Source organism: Hyphomonas sp. TMED31, from assembly GCF_002172815.1.
Classification (GTDB): domain Bacteria; phylum Pseudomonadota; class Alphaproteobacteria; order Caulobacterales; family Hyphomonadaceae; genus Hyphomonas; species Hyphomonas atlantica.
The window spans coordinates 1-18,891 of the sequence record NZ_NHCK01000048.1 but is presented as its reverse complement, the minus strand read 5'-3'; the positions used below and the strand labels follow the sequence as shown (position 1 = coordinate 18,891).

Annotated in this window: 18 protein-coding genes and 1 tRNA gene; 11 read left to right on the top strand and 8 right to left on the bottom strand. The window is 57.0% G+C overall.

Annotated elements, in window-relative coordinates:
- From CBB91_RS07665 to CBB91_RS07655, 3 genes are all read right to left on the bottom strand, one after another.
- Positions 1-581: ABC transporter ATP-binding protein (locus CBB91_RS07665; protein WP_273013263.1), on the bottom strand; the 581-nt coding region annotated here is incomplete at its 3' end.
- A 114-nt stretch (positions 582-695) separates the two neighbouring features.
- Entirely contained in the window at positions 696-1,565 is an 870-nt protein-coding gene (locus CBB91_RS07660) for an ABC transporter permease (RefSeq protein WP_273013261.1), read from the bottom strand.
- A gap of 144 nt (positions 1,566-1,709) precedes the next feature.
- Entirely contained in the window at positions 1,710-3,002 is a 1,293-nt protein-coding gene (locus CBB91_RS07655; RefSeq protein ID WP_273013260.1) for a DUF2793 domain-containing protein, read from the bottom strand.
- Between the two features lie 225 nt (positions 3,003-3,227).
- Here CBB91_RS07655 and gmd point away from each other — a divergent pair, with 225 nt between their 5' ends.
- The 4 genes from gmd (at position 3,228) to CBB91_RS07635 (ending at position 7,321) form a co-directional block, all read left to right on the top strand.
- A complete protein-coding gene (gmd, locus tag CBB91_RS07650) occupies positions 3,228-4,301 on the top strand; it encodes a GDP-mannose 4,6-dehydratase (RefSeq protein ID WP_273013258.1) in 1,074 nt (357 codons plus the stop codon).
- Between the two features lie 11 nt (positions 4,302-4,312).
- The gene (locus CBB91_RS07645) at positions 4,313-5,275 is read left to right on the top strand and encodes a GDP-L-fucose synthase (protein WP_273013256.1); all 963 of its coding nucleotides are present in this window, start codon (positions 4,313-4,315) and stop codon (positions 5,273-5,275) included.
- 116 nt (positions 5,276-5,391) lie between these two features.
- Positions 5,392-6,264 (top strand): phenylalanine 4-monooxygenase, encoded by an 873-nt coding sequence (phhA, locus tag CBB91_RS07640; RefSeq protein ID WP_273013254.1) that lies wholly within the window; start codon positions 5,392-5,394, stop codon positions 6,262-6,264.
- Positions 6,265-6,367: 103 nt separating this feature from the next.
- Positions 6,368-7,321: a UDP-glucuronic acid decarboxylase family protein gene (locus CBB91_RS07635; protein WP_273013252.1), complete on the top strand. Its 954-nt coding sequence runs from the start codon at positions 6,368-6,370 to the stop codon at positions 7,319-7,321.
- A gap of 38 nt (positions 7,322-7,359) precedes the next feature.
- Here CBB91_RS07635 and CBB91_RS07630 read toward each other — a convergent pair.
- Positions 7,360-7,436: transfer RNA gene (locus CBB91_RS07630), tRNA-Ile, on the bottom strand.
- A 129-nt stretch (positions 7,437-7,565) separates the two neighbouring features.
- Here CBB91_RS07630 and galE point away from each other — a divergent pair.
- On the top strand, positions 7,566-8,636 hold the full coding sequence (galE, locus tag CBB91_RS07625; RefSeq protein WP_273013250.1) for a UDP-glucose 4-epimerase GalE: 1,071 nt from the start codon (positions 7,566-7,568) through the stop codon (positions 8,634-8,636).
- 38 nt (positions 8,637-8,674) lie between these two features.
- Positions 8,675-9,496 carry an SIMPL domain-containing protein gene (locus CBB91_RS07620; protein WP_345906764.1) on the top strand — a complete coding sequence of 274 codons (822 nt, stop codon included), beginning with the start codon at positions 8,675-8,677 and terminating at the stop codon, positions 9,494-9,496.
- A 5-nt stretch (positions 9,497-9,501) separates the two neighbouring features.
- On the opposite strand, the gene CBB91_RS07615 is transcribed toward CBB91_RS07620, so the two are convergent.
- Together CBB91_RS07615 and CBB91_RS07610 are read right to left on the bottom strand one after the other, a co-directional pair.
- Positions 9,502-10,464 carry a KpsF/GutQ family sugar-phosphate isomerase gene (locus tag CBB91_RS07615; protein WP_273013248.1) on the bottom strand — a complete coding sequence of 321 codons (963 nt, stop codon included), beginning with the start codon at positions 10,462-10,464 and terminating at the stop codon, positions 9,502-9,504.
- 94 nt (positions 10,465-10,558) lie between these two features.
- Entirely contained in the window at positions 10,559-11,668 is a 1,110-nt protein-coding gene (locus CBB91_RS07610) for a D-alanyl-D-alanine carboxypeptidase family protein (protein ID WP_273013246.1), read from the bottom strand.
- A gap of 242 nt (positions 11,669-11,910) precedes the next feature.
- Between CBB91_RS07610 and phaP the strand changes: the two genes are divergently transcribed.
- The 5 genes from phaP to CBB91_RS07585 all read left to right on the top strand — a co-directional run bounded on the left by phaP (position 11,911) and on the right by CBB91_RS07585 (position 17,025).
- Positions 11,911-12,339 carry a TIGR01841 family phasin gene (phaP, locus tag CBB91_RS07605; RefSeq protein ID WP_035555515.1) on the top strand — a complete coding sequence of 143 codons (429 nt, stop codon included), beginning with the start codon at positions 11,911-11,913 and terminating at the stop codon, positions 12,337-12,339.
- A 169-nt stretch (positions 12,340-12,508) separates the two neighbouring features.
- Positions 12,509-12,901: a DUF1499 domain-containing protein gene (locus CBB91_RS07600; protein ID WP_273013244.1), complete on the top strand. Its 393-nt coding sequence runs from the start codon at positions 12,509-12,511 to the stop codon at positions 12,899-12,901.
- A 71-nt stretch (positions 12,902-12,972) separates the two neighbouring features.
- Positions 12,973-13,371 (top strand): ATP-dependent Clp protease adapter ClpS, encoded by a 399-nt coding sequence (gene clpS, locus CBB91_RS07595; RefSeq protein WP_273013242.1) that lies wholly within the window; start codon positions 12,973-12,975, stop codon positions 13,369-13,371.
- A gap of 27 nt (positions 13,372-13,398) precedes the next feature.
- Positions 13,399-15,720 carry an ATP-dependent Clp protease ATP-binding subunit ClpA gene (clpA, locus tag CBB91_RS07590; protein WP_273013241.1) on the top strand — a complete coding sequence of 774 codons (2,322 nt, stop codon included), beginning with the start codon at positions 13,399-13,401 and terminating at the stop codon, positions 15,718-15,720.
- 102 nt (positions 15,721-15,822) lie between these two features.
- Complete coding sequence (locus CBB91_RS07585) at positions 15,823-17,025, top strand: serine hydrolase domain-containing protein (protein ID WP_035555521.1); 1,203 nt, start codon at positions 15,823-15,825, stop codon at positions 17,023-17,025.
- 12 nt (positions 17,026-17,037) lie between these two features.
- Here CBB91_RS07585 and CBB91_RS07580 read toward each other — a convergent pair whose 3' ends face one another.
- Together CBB91_RS07580 and CBB91_RS07575 are read right to left on the bottom strand one after the other, a co-directional pair.
- Entirely contained in the window at positions 17,038-18,285 is a 1,248-nt protein-coding gene (locus CBB91_RS07580) for a mechanosensitive ion channel family protein (protein WP_273013238.1), read from the bottom strand.
- 92 nt (positions 18,286-18,377) lie between these two features.
- A partial coding sequence (locus CBB91_RS07575; RefSeq protein ID WP_273013237.1) for a pseudouridine synthase occupies positions 18,378-18,891 on the bottom strand: 514 nt, incomplete at its 5' end.

Below are 18,891 nucleotides of genomic sequence, written 5' to 3'. Positions count from 1 at the left end.
ATTTGCCCCTTTTTCAGGACGATGCCGCGATTGCACATTTGTTTCATGAGGCTGACTTGGTGAGTGGCCATGACGAAAATCCCGGTCTGTGCAATGAGGTTCTTCATTCGGGCCGAGGCTTTGTCACGGAACGTCGCATCTCCTGCTGACAGCCATTCGTCAAGAATGAGGATGTCCGGGTCGAACGCCGTAGCGATGGCGAAGGCGAGTCTGACCCTCATGCCACTTGAATACGCCTTCAAGGGGAGGTGAAGGTATTCACCCAGCTCTGAGAATTCGCAGATGTCGTCGAACCGCTCCTGAATTTCCTCCTCCGTCACGCCCATATATCGCGCGCGGATGATGATATTCTCATATCCAGATGCGCGTGTGTCGAGACCAAGTTGAATAGACAGCAACCCGGCTGTGCGGCCCTGAATGCGTATCCGGCCAGCTGTGGGCGGCAGGATGCCCGACAGGACTTTGAGCAGGGTTGTTTTGCCAGCGCCATTGTGACCGATGAGGCCGATGCGGTCTCCGTCCCGGAAATCAAGATTGATGTCTTTCAGCGCGTTGATACAGACCTTTCGACGATTNGACATGTCAATCATGCNGCCTGTCNCAAAGGAGCGGGCTGTGGAGACGAAAGTCGAATGGTGTAGATCTCGTACGAGAAAGTCGACACCTACCTGTTCGAGATGCAGTTCAGCCATGGGTCAACACCAATAGACTATGCGGTGNCGGAACTTGGCGAACATGACAAGAGCCACCATTGGTAAAATTACGGAGATTGCGCCGGCAACGAGAAAGCTCAATGCCACATCGCTGCTGCCAATCAGCGGGCCGCGCGCGATGTTCAGAAAATGGTAGAGCGGATTGGCGTGCGCCACGAAACTAAACTGTCCCAGGCGCGACGCTTCCCAGAAGACTGGTGTCATGAAGAAGGCAAAGGTCATGAAAGCATTGATCAGTTGCCCGAAGTCGCGAAAGCGAGCGCCAAGAATCCCGAACAGGATGGCTGTCCAGAAACCCGCCCACGCGATAATCACAACACCCATGACAGAGGTCGCNATATCAACAAACGTGATCATTCGGTCACCNAGAAGCAGNATCGCCACGACGACCAGTGCTCGGTAGAAAAAGGTTAGCATCAATCGACCCGTGAGNGTGAGGGGAAACACGCTCATCGGAATTTTGATTTGTGTGAAAACGGATGACATNCCGGAAAAAGTACTTATCGATTCCGTCACAAAACCGTTGATCAGCCCCCAAATCATCATTCCCAGGGCAACATAAGGCAAATAGGTGCGAAAATCGATCTGGAAAACCTGGGAGTAGATGACGCCGAGACCGAGCACNGTTACACCAGCTGTCGCNGTCAGCCAGAACGCTCCCAGCAGTGTGCCTTTATAGCGGGATTTGAAGCCCGTGNTTACCATTGTGCGGACAAGCCGATGNTGCGCCAGTCCTTCGAGCAAATCATTCCAAGCGTACNTGAAGTGGCCTGTNCTGGCGTCGTACTCAAATACTTCCTTGGCTTGCGTCTTGGAATCAGTCTGCCGGATATCGTGACCTGTGCCGTCCATGATCTACCCTAGAATTCTACTTTCGNTCGGCGACGCAGATGTGCCGAGCGCGTGTTGACCGCTTCTCAAGATGTTCTCTTTGCGCGAAACGCTGCGTGTGTCTACCGACTGTCATATGGTGGTTACAGTTCGGTGATTCTCAATTCACGCGTAACCCATAAGCGCGTTGGATTTACCAAACGCTTCCATAATGCGTTTGCGTTGTGCGGCTGTTACCGTGATCGTCTCNCGCCAGCCTGATTTTTCCTTTACCGTAAGGGNCNCGGGGGGGGGAATCCACAGNGNCGCGCTATATCGTCCAGCGATTCCTGCAGCTGCTCGTATGGGTACACTTGGAGCAAAGCGAACCGGTNACGCCACCGTGGCGCGGTCTGTAACCCGTCGCCATTGGGCTCCATCGCTGAAAGCCAACACAACTCCACTTGCTTCGTCGGTGACCAAAACGATCGCGCCGGCGCCGGTGGTTGCCGCATCAGGCAAGTCGGCCTTGGCATAGGCACCGATGCGCACCGGCCCATTTACGTGAAGCTGTGCGGTGGGCGATGTCGTGCCTATGCCAAAACGCGGAGTGTTCATGATTGCTCCTATGCCAGACGCTCCCGGCATAACGAGAAACTTGTCCAACATGGCTGTATGGTCCCGTACCTTGAAGTTCGACGGTGATCCGGTAACGCGCCAGTTCTGGCCATCGGTCGAATTGAGAATATCGAAGCCACCCCCTGCGCCACTCTGAACCGTATCGATGGTGAGGCGAGCGTCATGGTCCTGCTGAACGTGCAGGCGCGAAGCAGGGACGTCTGTGCCCAAACCTGCAAAACCTGTATCCGTCTTCAATGTAAGAGCCGTTTCGAAGTCGATGCCGTTGGACGAAACTTTGAACGAGAGATCGTCGGTGTCGATAAGTCCGACTTCAGCCCGGCCTGAATAGCCCGACTGGAAAAGGCAACTGGTGGTCTCGCCCGTGTTGACTTTGTTGAGTTTGAGCTGGTGTCCCTCGCCATCATGGTCGAACAGGGTTGCATCGCTACTCACCGTCAGACGGTTGATGGCNCTGGCAGTTGCGTTGATGCCTATTTGTCCAATCGGATTTAGCGCGGAAGCGATGACATTGCGCCAAGAGCTTCCGTCTCTCACGATGAGTGCGTTTTCGTCTTCGACGAAGACCAGCCAGCCGCCTTGGGGNGGAATAAACGACCACGCGCCATCCTGATAGATTGCNATCTCTCCGACATGTCCGGCCCAAGCCGCCTCTGCNTCGCTNGCTGGGATAAACCTTTCGCCATTGCGGGGATNCAANGGTGGCGCGACAATGCTNCGGCTGCGNACGCCAATCTGGATCACCGCGTCCAGCATACCAAGCGCCGTGTTGAGGGTGACATGTTTCTGAGCTTGGTTTGGTTCGATATAGGGAAGGGCGAGATTGGCGGTCGTCGTCATAGCGTTTGATCCTCTTGGCGGTCACTGACGACGAAATTTAAAGGACGCTTGGATCAGTCGGATAAATTATAGAATCCAAGTTACGCGAACCGGCCCCTCTCGCGGTCCTTTCGATTCAACCGCTGTCTTCTGATTTCCAACCTGTAAGTGAGGCACGTGCAGGGTTGATATTGTTGCGAACGTAGGTATGCCGCTTGGGTTATTGTAAACGTGGAAGGTGATGCTTTGTCCTCTCGGAAAACTGCTCTCATTACTGGTGCCACCGGTCAGGACGGTGCGTATCTCGCCCGCCTGCTGTTGGATAAGGGATACATTGTCCACGGCGTGAAGCGCCGCTCTTCGTCATTCAATACGGAGCGCGTGGACGATTTGTACCGAGACCCGCACGAACATGAGACGCGGTTTCGACTGCACTATGGTGACCTGACGGATTCCACAAATCTCATACGCCTTGTGCAGGAAACTCAGCCTGACGAAATCTACAATCTCGCGGCTCAAAGCCACGTGGCAGTCAGCTTCGAAACACCGGAATACACGGGCAATGCAGACGCGCTTGGCACTTTGCGTCTTCTTGAAGCAATCCGCATCCTCGGTATCGAGAAGGACGTACGCTTCTATCAGGCCTCAACCTCTGAGCTGTATGGTAAGGTTCAGGAGGTGCCGCAGAGCGAGACAACCCCATTCTATCCACGTAGTCCTTACGCTGCGGCAAAACTCTACGCGTACTGGATTACCGTGAACTACCGTGAGGCATACGGGATTCATGCTTCGAATGGCATCCTGTTCAATCATGAAGGGCCAACGCGCGGTGAAACATTCGTAACTCGCAAGATCACCCGCGCCGTTGCCGGTATCGAACGCGGTCTTCAATCTACGCTTTATCTTGGTAACCTGGATGCCAAGCGTGATTGGGGGCATGCCCGTGATTATGTTGAGGGTATGTGGCGCATCGTGCAGCATGACGTTCCTGACGATTGGGTGCTTGCAACGGGTGAGACGCATTCGGTCCGGGAGTTTGTCGAGCTTGCTTTCGCCGAACTGGGGCGCACCATTGAGTGGCAGGGAGAGGGCGTCGACGAAATCGGACGCGACGCGAAGACAGGCGATGTTCTCGTGCGCATTGATCCGCGCTATTTCCGCCCGACAGAAGTTGATTTGCTTATTGGTGACCCGACTAAAGCTTATGACAAGCTTGGCTGGAAGCACACGACGAGCTTCGTGGATCTCGTGAAGGAAATGGTCCGCGCCGATCTGGATCTGATCGAGCGCGAGAGCTGGCGCAACAACCGCACCGAATAGGGAGCGCTTCGATGACCAATTCAGCGGCGACCTACGAACTGTCCGGCAAACGAGTTTTCGTCGCTGGTCACAAAGGAATGGTTGGTTCTGCAATCGTGCGCCGATTGCAGGCCGAAGGATGCGATATTCTCACCGCTGGAAGGCAGGAGCTGGACCTGATCGACCAGGCAGCCGTGCGGGGCTGGCTGGCAGATGCAAAACCTGATGCCGTGATTATAGCGGCGGCGAAGGTAGGTGGCATTCTCGCGAATGACACCTACCCGGCAGATTTCCTTTACGACAACCTCATGATTGAGACGAACCTGATCGAAGCTTCGTTTCGCATTGGTGTGGAGAAACTGCTATTTCTTGGATCATCCTGCATCTACCCCAAGCTCGCGGAGCAGCCGATTGCAGAAGAGGCTTTGTTGACGGGGCCGCTGGAGCCGACAAACGAATGGTATGCCGTCGCGAAGATCGCCGGTATCAAATTGTGTCAGGCCTATCGTCGGCAACATGGCGTAGATTATATCTCTGCCATGCCCACCAATCTTTATGGACCAGGCGATAACTACAATCTCGAAACTTCGCATGTTATCCCCGCGCTCATCCGCAAGGCTCATTCATCAAAGGAGACCGGCGCGCCTGCCATGACGATTTGGGGCACAGGTACGCCACGCCGAGAGTTCTTGCATGCAGACGACTGCGCTGACGCTCTTGTTCATTTGATGAAATATTATTCTGGCGACGAACATGTGAACGTCGGGTCTGGTGAAGACATGACGATTGAAGCGCTTGCGCGCATGGTGATGGAAGTGGTCGGCTATGAGGGCGAATTGGAAAAGGATCTCTCCAAGCCGGATGGAACCCCACGCAAATTGATGCGGGCAGACAAGTTACGCAGTTTGGGGTGGTCCCCACGTATCGGCATGCGAGAAGGTCTGGAAGACGCTTATCGTTGGTTCGTCGAACATCAAGGCGTTGCAAAAATGTAGTGGCGCTTTCTGGCGTGCGAGAATTCTTGCCTTTCCTTACACAGCGATCCATGCACAATGGTTTCAAATGAAACCTATTGTCATTCGGTATGGCAGAATGTGCGGGAGACTGTGCAATGTCCGAACTTCAAGTAAGGAAAAACCGATACGCGAATGCGCCCAAGGCGGCAGATTTCACAATCGCACAGGCCTGGGAAACCTATAGCGACGAGGAGCATGACCGCTGGGACAGGCTCTTCCGGCGCCAAAAAGAAGTGACCAAGGGGCGGGCGTGTACCGCCGCGCTCACAGCGATGGCCGAGCTGGAGCTTTCGGCTTCGGGAATTCCGCATATGGGCAGACTGTCGGACAGGCTGGAAAGCATGACCGGTTGGCGTGTTGTCCCGGTGGCCGGCCTGGTGCCAGACGAGGTTTTCTTTGAGCATCTTGCCAATCGCCGATTCCCGGCGGGCGCGTTCATCCGCCCAGAGTCAGAGTTCGACTATTTGCAGGAACCGGACATCTTCCACGATATTTTCGGGCACGTGCCATTACTTGCAAATCCCGTGTTCGCTGATTTCATGGAGGCGTATGGCAAGGGCGGTCAGCGCGCCATGCGCCTGGGCCAGCTGCACAACCTCGCCCGGCTCTACTGGTATACAGTTGAGTTTGGCCTGATTCGAGAAGCTGATGGATTGCGTATATTTGGCGCTGGAATCCTATCTAGCCCGCAGGAGACGGTCTTTGCTCTAGAAGATGACAGTCCGAACCGGATCGCGTTTGATCTACAGCGCATCATGCGGACCAAATACATCATCGACGACTTCCAGCAGACCTATTTCGTCATCGACAGTTTCGATGCGCTTCTGGATGCTTGCTACAAGGATTTCGGAAATGTCTATCAGGAAGTCAAAGACGCTGATGACATAGAGGCCCACGAGACGACATCTCTGGATGGCCTGATCCATCGTGGCACGCTCGATTATTTCCGCACGAAAGCAGGACTTTAAGCAAAATGCGGCAAGTGTTGAGGGCGCGATTGCCGTCTCGAAGGCAGTGCGAGAGTGTCCAAGAGCCTTGACCGAACAGGGAAAAGCGAGGATCGCATAGGGCATGCATTACGTCCCCCGAATTCTCGTCACCGGCGGTGCCGGGTTCATTGGCTCCTTCTTGTGTGAGCGTTTGCTTGAAACCGGGGCGGAAGTGCTCTGCGTCGACAATTTCTTCACGGGCCGCCGCAGCAATGTTGCGCATTTGCTCGACAATCCGAAATTTGAAGTCATGCGGCACGATATAACCGTGCCCCTCTTTGTCGAAGTTGACCAAATTTACAACATGGCCTGTCCGGCAAGCCCTGTGCACTACCAGTTCGATCCGGTGCAGACGACCAAGACCAGTGTGCACGGCGCAATCAACATGCTGGGCCTCGCCAAGCGAACGCGGGCGAAAATCCTTCAAGCCTCGACGTCGGAAGTTTACGGCGATCCGGAAATCCACCCCCAGACTGAAGACTATTGGGGCAATGTAAATCCGCTAGGTCCGCGCGCCTGCTATGATGAGGGCAAGCGTTGCGCCGAGACGCTGTTTTTCGACTATCACCGGCAGCACGGCGTGAAGATCAAGATTGCCCGGATCTTCAACACATATGGGCCGCGTATGCACCCAAACGATGGTCGGGTCGTATCAAACTTCATTGTTCAGGCCCTGCGCGGCGAGGACATCACGCTCTACGGTGATGGCGAACAGACGCGCAGCTTCTGCTTCGTTTCAGATCTGGTCGACGGGTTGATCGGTCTGATGAATACTGAAGACGATGTCACGGGTCCCATCAATCTGGGCAATCCGGGCGAGTTTACCATCCGCCAACTTGCCGAGCAGATTATCGAGCAAACGAACTCCACATCCAAGCTCGTCCACAGGCCACTCCCACAGGATGATCCGCGTCAGCGCCAGCCAGATATTACACGTGCGAAGACGACACTTGGTTGGGAGCCGACAATTGCCTTGGCTGAAGGCTTGCGCCCAACGATTGAGTATTTCCGAAATGAAATTCGTGAGATGATCTAGCGAGTTGCGCGCCGTTTGTGTGGCGCAATTCGAAGGAATGGTGGGCCCGGCAGGACTTGAACCCGCGACCAAACCGTTATGAGCGGTCCGCTCTAACCAACTGAGCTACAGGCCCCAGCGGCCCGTTTTAGCGTGCTTCCCTGTCTTGGCAATGTGCGGAATGCTTTGCCAAATTTGTTTCTGCACCGTGTTGCTTGGCAGGCTTGTTGCATTGAACGGTTGCAACACCTAAACCGGCGGCTTCATGACAAGGGTTTCGAACTTCATGCAGGAACGATCAAGACATGTTCTGGTGCCTGGTGGCGCGGGATATATTGGCTCTCACACTTGCGTGGAATTGCTTCAGCGAGGCTACACACCTGTTATTGTAGACAATCTCGTCAATTCGAGTCTCGCTGCTGTCGATCGCATTTGCCAGATCACTGGCACGAATGACCTGCCTGTAATCGAGGCGGACATACGTGATACGGACGCCATGACCCGTGCCATGCAGGATCACAATTGCGTTGCGGTTGTCCATTTTGCTGGCCTGAAAGCCGTTGGTGAGTCGACAGCAGAGCCGCTTGATTACTACAGCAACAATGTGCAGGGCACGTTGAGCCTGCTGGAAGCCATGAAAAAGGCAGCGGTGAACCATATCGTTTTTTCGTCCTCTGCGACGGTCTACGGTACGCCGGTCTCATTACCCTATACAGAGAGCCATCCGCTCGCCCCGACCAATCCGTATGGCATGACGAAATATGCCGTTGAGCTGATGCTGAATGACCTTGTTGCGTCCGGGGCGGGGATCAATGCAGGCATTCTGCGCTACTTCAATCCGATTGGCGCGCACCCGACAGGGCTGATCGGTGAAGATCCGAACGGCATTCCGAACAATCTGATGCCGTTCGTTGCTCAGGTTGCGGTTGGGCGCCGTCCGCGTCTCAGCGTGTTCGGCAATGATTATGACACGCATGATGGCACGGGCGTGCGAGACTATATCCACGTCGTCGATCTGGCTGAGGCGCATATCGCGGCGCTTGAGAAGCTCATGGAGACGCCTGACAGCTTCACCGTAAATCTTGGCTCTGGAAACGGCTATTCGGTTCTGGATGTGGTCAAAGCCTTCGAAAAGGCCAGCGGACGTGAAATTCCGTTGGAGTTCGTGGATCGCCGTCCCGGTGATCTGCCGGCCTATTGGGCTGATCCGGCCTATGCGTTGGAACTTCTTGGCTGGAAGACCCGTTTCAGTCTCGAAGATATGTGCCGGGACCAATGGGCATGGCAGAGCGGCAATCCAGACGGATATCCGCAACGCCAGAGCAAATCAGCCTGACGCGAGTTTGACACAATGCGCTGTTAGCTCTCGGTTACATGAATCAGAACCGAGGAGACTTCATGCGCAATTTCCGGACCCTGTTTATCGCCTCCAGCGCGCTTGCGTTGGCCGGTGCCTTGCCCGCCTGCGCCCAGATGCCGTCGCCATCGGCATCCAGCGGGACACAGCAGATGACCATTCACCCAAATTCGATCCAGCCTGAAACAACGCTCGACATTACCGCCAATGCAAAGGTCAAGCGCGCACCCGATACGGCCCACATTACAGCTGGCGTGCAGGAGGAGGCGGATACCGCCGTCGCGGCCATGCAGGCGCAGGCCGATGCCATGACCAGCATGATGCAGGCGCTCAAATCTGCGGGTATTGCCGACAAGGACATGCAGACGTCCAACATCTCGCTCAATCCGGTCTATGACTATGTGGAAGAAACGGACACGAACGGCCGCCGTAGTGGCAAACAGGTTCTGCGGGGATATTCTGCATCGAACCAACTGACGGTGAAAGTAACCGATCTTGATACGCTCGGAGAAACGCTCGACAGCCTCGTCGCAGCGGGCGGCAATCGCTTCTCCGGTCTCAGCTTCTCGCTCAATGACCCATCCGGTGCACAAGATGAGGCGCGTCAGAAAGCGGTGGCTGATGCGATGGCCCGGGCGGAGCTCTATGCCGATGCCGTGGGCATGAAAGTCGCCCGTATTGTGGGTATTTCCGAAAGCGGTGGATTTGAACAAACGCCCATGCCTATGGGCCGAATGGCTGCGATGGCCGAGTCTGCCGATATGAGCTCGACCCCGATTTCCGGCGGTGAGATCACGTATTCAGCGCAAGTCAGCATCCGCTTTGAGCTGACCAAATAGCCTGATCAGACATAGCCTTCGGCGAGAAGGTCTTTCATGTCGACAATTCCGACCGGGCGTCCATCTTCAACAACAAAGGCGTTGGAGATGCGATGCTCGGTCAGACGTTTGATGACTGCCGACATGCGCTCTTCAAGAGAGATCGTGCGGGGCGAAGCCGTCATGATCGAAGCTGCGTCGGCGGTGAGCTTCCCGGCCAGCATCGCGCGGCGCAAATCCCCATCCGTNACCATGCCAACCATNACACCGGATCNGTCCAGCACAGCGGCGCANCCCTTCCGACCTTCGGAGATCGCCAGGATGACGTCTTCAACCGGCGCATTTTGCGACACGGACGGAATATCGATTGTGTGCGCAGCCACATAGTCACCAGCGGTTTGCAGCGAACGCCCCAGCTTTCCACCGGGATGNCGGAAGCCAAATTCTTCGCGTGAGAAACCGCGTCGCGCCATGAGGACAATCGTCAACGCATCCCCCAGCGCAAGCGCCATAGTGGTCGACGATGTGGGCGCGAGCCCGTTCGGGCACGCTTCTGCGACCGTTGGCAACGCTAACAGCACGTCAGATCCACGTCCCAATGTGGAGTCTGGCGCGCGGCTCATCCCGATGACGGGAACCTGGTTGCTTTTGCAATAGCGTAGCAGGTCAACCAGCTCGCGGCTTTCGCCTGAATAGGAAATGGCAATCACAACGGAGCCCGGCACGATCATGCCAAGATCGCCATGACTGGCTTCAGTTGGATGGAGGAAGAAAGAGGGGGTGCCGGTTGAAGCGAGGCTGGCGGCGATCTTCTGGCCGATATGGCCAGACTTGCCTACGCCCGCCACGATGATGTGGCGATCTGTGGCCATGATCAAATCGGCAGCACGTTCGATCTGTTCATCGAGTGCGGCTTCCAATTGCTCAAGGGCCTCGCGCTCAATGCGGATGACATTGCGCGCAATCTCGATATCGCTTTCACGGGTCACGGCTGATCGCTCCTGTATGCTGCAAGGCGTTCTGGGTCAGACCGCCAAGGCTGGCAAGGGTTGCGCGTCAGATAGGAAGGACAGGGCGCAGGCGCTACTTGGCCAGCTTCATTTGGCGCGCTTCATATTCCGCAACGCTCATGAACTCGCTTTTTGGCTCCGCAAAGTTCTCGACAGGGGTCTCCAGCTTCGCGTGGGCGGCCACTTCCGGTTCGGGTTTTGGCTCTGGTGACGTCAGCGTAGGAGCAGGGGTGGCGGCATTGTCTTCGCTGCCTTCTGCAATGATCACGCTCAGCGGTTTGCCATTCAGCATCGGCTCCGCAGCGGCATCCGGATGGATCGGCATCAGCACACCCGCGAAAGCGAGCTGGGTGTCATGCGCAGGGTCGTTCAGTGTCGTGAACGCGGCTTCGACCAGGTCTTCGACATGTGAGTTCCGGGACCGGGATGTGTTGCCGCCCAGCATAATGGCGATGATGCGCCGTCCGTCACGTTTGGCAGAGGTCATCAAATTGAAGCCTGACGCGCGTGTGTAGCCGGTCTTGATGCCGTCAACGCCATCAACATTTCCGAGCAATTCATTGTGGTTCTTGTAGGTGCGGCCGGCCCACTGAAAGCTCTTGGACGAGAAATAGTGATAATAGTCAGCATGGTCGGTCAGCATCGCGTCTGCCAGGATGGCCAGGTCTCGCGCCGTACTCATTTGCTGGGAATCCGGCAGGCCGGATGCATTCCTGAAACGGGTGTTTTCCATGCCCAGAGATTTGGCCTTCACCGTCATCAGCTGGGCGAAGCGGCTTTCGGTGCGGCCCAGACGCTCGGCCACGACAACAGCAACGTCATTCGCGGATTTNCTGACCAGCGCGCCGATCGCGTCGCGAACCGTGATGGTGGAACCTGTGCGCAGTTTCAAATTCGATGGGGGCTGGCTCGCTGCGTGGCGAGAGACAACGAGACGCTCATCCAGCGAGACGTCGCCCGCCTTCAGCGCGTCGAACAGCATATAGAGCGTCATCACCTTGGTGAGGGAGGCCGGGTAACGGGCTTCGTCTGCGTTCCGGGCGTGCAGCACTTCATGCGTTTCGGCGTCCACCACGATGGATGCGTACTTCTCGGCAGAGGCAGTTTGGGCATGCAGGCCTGCGACAAGCAGCGTCACTGCGAGAGCAAGTGCTTTGACAACAGGAAATTGTGCGAGCCGCATCGTGTTCTCTCCGAGAAATGAGTTAACCCCGAGCCCCGGGATCAACCTTAGAGTCCGGCAAATCAGTTGACCAGATGTTAACACAGACCCCTCCCTCACAATTCCGTAATCCCGTTTCACGGCTCTTTCTGGAGCCAGTGCAAAACATGTGCAAAATTTAAAATGCTGCACCGCACAAAAAATGTTGCAAATGCTCATTTTTTACGTTAGGTAAGATCATCCAGGGTGAAAGGATCCTCCTCATGGCGACAGCAAAGAAGACAGCTCCGAAGTCGGCTCCCAAGACGAAAGCGGAAGCACGTGTGGCAGATTCAGCTACGAAAATGATTGATGAAGGCATGGAACAGATGACAGGTTTTGCAGGCAAGTTCGGCGATTACGCTGAAGGCGGATTCAAGGCGTTTGCTGAACAAGCTGCCAGTTCCTCCGAAATGATGCGCACAATTGGTGCACGCAACATGGACTTTTTCGCGCGCACGCTTGAGCAAGGCGTCGAGGCGACTCAGTCAATGACGAGCGCGAAAGACCCGCGCGAGGCGATGGAAATCCAGTCCGGTTTCGCCAAGAGCCTGTTCTCGGCCTACACGTCTGAAATGAGCGCACAGGCAGAACTCTGCATGTCCGCATGGCGTGACGCGGCGAAGCCCTTCATGGCCTTCTCCGCAAAATAATCTCCTTTCCGCATTTCCGGGTTTGATGACAGACCGGAATGTAGAGTGGTGTAGACAGTACTGAGCCGGGCCTGATTGGTCCGGTTCTTTTTTGCCTGATATGCAGAATTTCCGGGGCAGGGCGCAGATTGCGCTGTGACTTCCGGCGACACGTGACTACATTCTGGCCATGAGCGATTTTCTGGACTTCAAGGCCCTTGAGCGGCCCAAATCACCGAACACCTACCTTGTTGCCCCTGCGGGCTTTGCGGATCAGGCAAAGCCGGACGAGGCCGGGCCGGTTTTTGACTGCAGCCCCGAAAGCCTGTTTGGCCGGGTTGAGGCCCTGATCGGCATGCGCAAGGATTGGCGCCTAGAGTCGCTCGACGCGCAGGCGGGGCGCATCTACTTCATCGCCGTGTCGAAACTGTTCCGGTTCAAGGATGATGTGAACATCGCCGTCTTGCCTGCCGAGGGAAAATCCACGCTCGCGATCTATTCGGCATCACGCATCGGCCACAGCGATCTGGGGGCTAATCGCAAGCGCGTACATGAGCTTCTCAGCAGCCTGCAGGTGACCTGATTTCAGGCAGTTTGTGTTTTTGCCGTCAATCCGCTCTTCAAAGTCGGACAAGAACGTATATCTTGTTACATATGAGCGGCGACCTGAATCATTCCGAATTGGATCCGGCACGGTTGAACCAGCCTGGTCCGGGCGACCCACCGGGGGGCGGGCAGACCGGTGATGAGGATGGTACAAACTTTGGCCTGTCCACCCAGACACGGGTGCGCACGAAAAAGCCGTCGCTCTANCGTGTGCTCCTGTTGAACGATGATTACACNCCGATGGANTTCGTCGTNTACATTCTGGAACAGTTCTTCAACCGCTCCAGGGAACAGGCCACACGTATCATGCTTCATGTCCACCANAAGGGCGTGGGGCTGTGTGGGGTGTATACTTACGAAGTGGCCGAAACAAAGGTCGCGCAGGTATTGGACCTTGCCAAACGCCATGAACATCCTCTCCAATGCGTCATGGAGAAAGACGACTAGAAACACTTATTCCGGAAGGCCAGCCACTTGCCACGTTTGTCCCCCTCCTTAGAGACCGCACTCGAAAAGGCCCTCACGTTCGCCTCAGAACGCGATCATGAATACGCCACACTGGAACACCTGCTTCTGGCGCTGACCGAAGATGAGCATGCCCGCGAAGTCATGGGCGCCTGCAAGGTCGACATCGAAGCGCTCAGCGCAGACCTCAGCCGATACATTGATGAAGAGCTTTCNAGCCTCACCGTTGATGAAGCGGAAGGCCGNGTTCAGCCGACTGCCGCATTCCAGCGTGTNGTGCAGCGCGCCATTCTTCACGTTGAAAGCTCCGGCCGNGACGAAGTGACCGGCGCNAANGTNCTCGTGTCNATCTTCTCCGAGCGTGAAAGCCACGCTGCCTACTTCCTGCAGGAGCAGGACATGACCCGCTACGATGCGGTCAATTTCATCTCGCACGGCGTNGCGAAACAGCCGGGCATGTCCCGTCAGTCGAGCCCGCGCGGGGCGGAAACTTCCGAGGAGGAACCCGTCAAGCAGGGCCACGAGGCGCTGGACGCCTATTGCGTGGACCTCAACGAGAAGGCCCGCTCCGGCAAGATCGACCCGCTGATCGGCCGTGACATGGAAATCAATCGCTGCATCGAGGTGCTCTGCCGCCGCAGCAAGAACAATCCGATCCTCGTCGGCGACCCTGGCGTGGGCAAGACGGCCATTGCCGAAGGCCTGGCCAAGAAGATTGTCGATGGCGAAGCGCCGGAAATCCTGGACGATGCCATCATCTGGTCGCTCGACATGGGCGCCTTGCTGGCGGGTACGCGGTATCGCGGTGACTTTGAAGAGCGCCTGAAATCCGTGATGAAGGAACTCGAGCAACAGGAAAAAGCCATCCTGTTCATCGACGAAATCCACACNATCATCGGCGCGGGCGCGACGTCTGGCGGCGCAATGGATGCGTCAAACCTGCTGAAGCCTGCGCTGCAGTCTGGTGGCCTGCGCTGCATGGGATCGACGACGTTCAAGGAATACAAGCAACACTTCGAAAAGGACCGCGCCCTGTCGCGCCGGTTCCGCAAGATCGATGTGGTCGAGCCGACTGTTCCGGACACAATCAAGATCCTGACNGGTCTGAAATCCCGTTTCGAGGATTTCCACGGCCTGCGTTACACCAATGATGCGATCAAGTCCGCCGTGGAATTGTCAGATCGGTACATCACCGACCGCAAACTGCCGGACAAGGCCATCGACGTGATTGACGAGGCCGGTGCCACGCAATGGTTGCTGCCCGCCTCCAAGCGCAAGAAGACCGTCGGCCAGAAGGACATTGAAGCCGTCGTCGCCAAGATCGCCCGCATCCCCCCTAAACAAGTGTCTACGGATGATGCGGCTGCGCTGAAGTCTCTCGAGACCGATCTCAAGCGCGTGGTCTACGGCCAGAGCGAGGCCATCGAGGCACTTTCGGCTTCCATCAAGCTGGCCCGTGCCGGCCTGCGGGAACCGAACAAGCCGATTGGTTCCTACCTGTTCACCGGCCCGACCGGCGTCGGCAAGACCGAGGTTGCCAAACAGCTTTCCTCCATCATGGGGGTTGAGATGTTGCGCTTCGACATGTCGGAATACATGGAACGGCACACTGTTTCCCGCCTGATCGGTGCGCCTCCCGGCTATGTCGGTTATGATGAAGGTGGTCTGCTGACGGATGGTGTAGACCAGCACCCGCACTGCGTCCTCCTGCTCGACGAAATCGAGAAGGCTCACCCGGACCTGTTCAACATTCTCCTGCAAGTGATGGACAATGGTACGCTGACGGATGCGAATGGACGCAAGGTCGACTTCCGCAATGTTATTCTCATCATGACCACCAATGCCGGTGCGTCGGATGCGTCGAAGAATTCCATCGGCTTCGGTCGGGGCAAGAAGGAAGACGAGCAGGAAGAGGCGCTCAAGCGTCTGTTCACGCCGGAATTCCGCAACCGTCTCGACGCCACGATCACCTTCGGTGGCCTGACGCCGGAAATCATTGACCGCGTGGTGGAGAAATTCATCCTGCAGCTGGAAGTCCAGCTGGAAGATCGCAACGTCTCCATCGAGATCACCAAGCCTGCCCGCGAATGGCTGGCCAAGCGTGGCTTTGACGCAGACATGGGGGCCCGGCCTCTGGCCCGGACGATCCAGGAGCACGTCAAGAAACCGATGGCGGAAGAACTTCTGTTCGGCGAACTCCAGAAAGGCGGTGTTGTCTATATCGACATCGACAAGGCGGACGACGAAAAGCTGGCCTTCAAATATGTGGCCGAAAAGCCGAAGAAGAAAAAGCCAGCCGCCAAGAAAGGCTCTGCCGAAGAACCTGCCTAGGCGTTCGGACGCGATACGTTTCTGAAAGGGCTGCCCGTGGGGCAGCCCTTTCTCATTCTGGTGGCGTCGTTATCCTCCCCTTCAAAATCGGGAGGAAACCAGATGACATCAGCCGTCAGCGGAGCGAGCGATCCGAAATTCGCCGCCGTGAAGGAAGAGTTCGAGCGCAACTTTGCGGAGCGGGGGGAGGTCGGCGCATCGGTCTGCCTGTCGGTGAATGGGGAGACGCTGGTCGATCTCTGGGGCGGCATGGCCAATCCCGAAACGAATGACCCGTGGCGCGAAGACACGATCTCGATCGTCTTTTCCTGCTCCAAGGCGGCAACGGCCCTGTGCGCGCATATCCTGATCGACCGGGGAGAACTGAACCCCGAAGCGCTGGTCTCTGAATACTGGCCGGAATTTGCCAGGAACGGCAAAGAGAAGACCACCGTGCGCATGATGTTGAATCATGAAAGCGCGCTGCCCACGCTGAGAGATCCGGTCCGTCCCGGTGGCTTCACCGATTGGGACTACATGATCCAGCGCTTGGAAGACGAGGAAGCGTTCTGGGAGCCGGGAACACGAAACGGCTATCACATGATCAATTTTGGCTGGACGGTCGGCGAACTGGTCCGCCGCGTGTCTGGCAAGTCGCTGGGCACATTCTTTCGCGAGGAAGTCGCTGAGAAAACCGGCGCGCGGTTTTGGCTCGGCCTGCCGGAGAGCGAGGATGTTCATATCGCGCCGATCATTCCCTACGCACCCAAGCCGGACGATCAGCCGACCGAGTTCGCGATCAAGCTGCTGACCGATCCGGATTCGATCCAGCACAAGAGCTTCATGAACAATGGTGGGTGGGACTTCAACGACCGTAAATCGCAGGCGGCAGAGATCGGCGGCGGGGGCGGCCTGTCGAATGCTCGCGGTCAGGTTGCGATGTACACACCCCTGGCGACAAATGACGGCACGCTGGTGTCACATGACCGACTGCAGGCGATGAGCATGGTCACAACGGCGACACAGCGCGACGCCACGCTACTCATTCCAACACGGTTTGGGCCAGGTTTCATGAAGTCCATGGACAATCGTGCGCTGAACGCAGGCCCCGGAACCAGCGTCATCATGGGCGATCGTGCCTTTGGCCATGTTGGTGCAGGCGGCTCAATTGGCTTTGCCGACCCCGAGGCGGGCCTCGCCTTCAGCTACACGATGAACCAGATGGGCAGCGGCATCCTTGTGAATGACCGCGCCCAGAGCCTGATTGACGCCGCCTATCGCAGCCTTGGCTATCGCACCAACGCGCCCGGCGTGTGGGTGAAATAGACGGACGTCAGATCAGCCATCATCATTGGCTTCGCCGATGCCGGTCGTCTGCAGTTTGCCAGCCTTGGCAGCTTGTGCCCGGGCAACGCCTTCACTGCGGGCGGGTGGGGCCATGATTTCCGGTGGATCGGTTTCCTGCAGGTAGATCGTACGGCTCGGAAAGGCGAAGCCAGTGCCGGCCTTGTCGATAATCTCCATCACGGCGACCGCGAACTCTTCCTTGATCTCCAGCCATTCGCCCCAGTTCTTGGTGTGGGTGAAGGCATAGATCAGGAAGTCGATCGAGCTGGAGTTGAAGCTGTCGACGCGCACGAACAGGGCGGCCTCTGGCGGCTTTGCGAAGCGGTCATCATTCCACAGCCAGGCTTCGATCTCATCGCGGATGTATTTCAGCTGGTCGACCGTGGTGCGGTATTCAACGCCGACCACCCATTTGATGCGGCGGTGGGTCATGCGGGAGAAATTGGTGACGGCGGCGTCTGACAGCGCGCTGTTGGGCACAAAGACCGGACTCTTGTCGAAGCGGCGCACCAGTGTTGAGCGGAAATTGATCTTCTCGACCGTGCCCTCAACCACGCCATCCACCTGAATCCACTCGCCGGGAATGAAGCGTTTCTCGGAAATGATGAGCAGGCCGGAAATCAGGTTCTTGAACAAATCCTGCGCGCCCAGGCCGACGGCGATGCCGAGCACCCCAAGGCCTGCCAGGAGCGGCGCGATCTGGATGCCCCATTGCTCCGCTACGGCGCCAAGGCCCAGCACGATCAGGATGATCTGCAATGCTTTCACCATCCAGTCGACTGCGGCGGGCGACAGGGCAGACCGGAGGCCGCGGAACAGGAACTCAAACGCATGGACGGCGCGAGACAGGGTCCAGAACACGGCGAGGGTGATGATCGAGCGCAGAATGCGCGTGGCGTAGACTTCGGCTTCGCCGGATATGTTGGTCACCTGTAGCGCAATGTAGATGCCGATGATGACAGGAACNATTTTNAGCGGGGTCGAGATGGACTTCACCAGAGCGTCGTCGAATCCGGATTTCGTACCGGAGGCAAAGCGCATCACGGTCTTCACCATGATCCGGGCAAACAGGCCNCGCACCATCATGGCAATCATGATGATGATCACAGCGATGGTGATTTCGCCATAGGTCAGCCCGTAGGCGCCATCATTCCAGACACTCGCAATGAAAGTCGCAGGCTCAAGGGCCCATTCCGGGGCGTTGTTGGCAAACCAGTCCGGCAGCTGGGTCTCGTCCATATTCGGGCTCCATCTGTTTGGCCGGGGCTGGCCCGGAAGGGGTGGAGTGCCGCTTGCTAATCTGAGTTATGCCATCTGTGAAGGTGCAGGGCTCAAGGCTTGATGTCGCGCCACTCCCCGGAGGCGAGATCGCCAAGCGTCCAGTCACCGATCTGAACACGAATGAGGCGCAGCGTGGGGTGGCCGACCGCAGCGGTCATGCGCCGGACCTGGCGGTTTCGTCCTTCGGTGATTGTCAGTTCGATCCAGCTATCCGGCACCGATTTNCGNTAGCGGATNGGCGGGGTGCGGGGCCAGAGATTGGCGGGGTCTTCCATACGACGCGCTTTTGCCGGCGCGGTGCGTCCATCATTGAGGTCCACACCACTGCGCAGGGCATCCAGCGCAGCATCNTCCGGCACGCCCTCTACCTGGGCCCAATAGGTTTTTGCCATCTTGTGCTTCGGATCNGAGATGCGCGCCTGTAGCTTCCCGTCATCGGTCAGCAACAGCAGGCCTTCGCTGTCTCGGTCGAGGCGGCCGGCAGGATAGACTCGCGGGACTGCCAGATAGTCTGACAATGTCTCGCGGGTGCTGGCCAGCGTGCCTTTGTCGGTGAATTGCGAC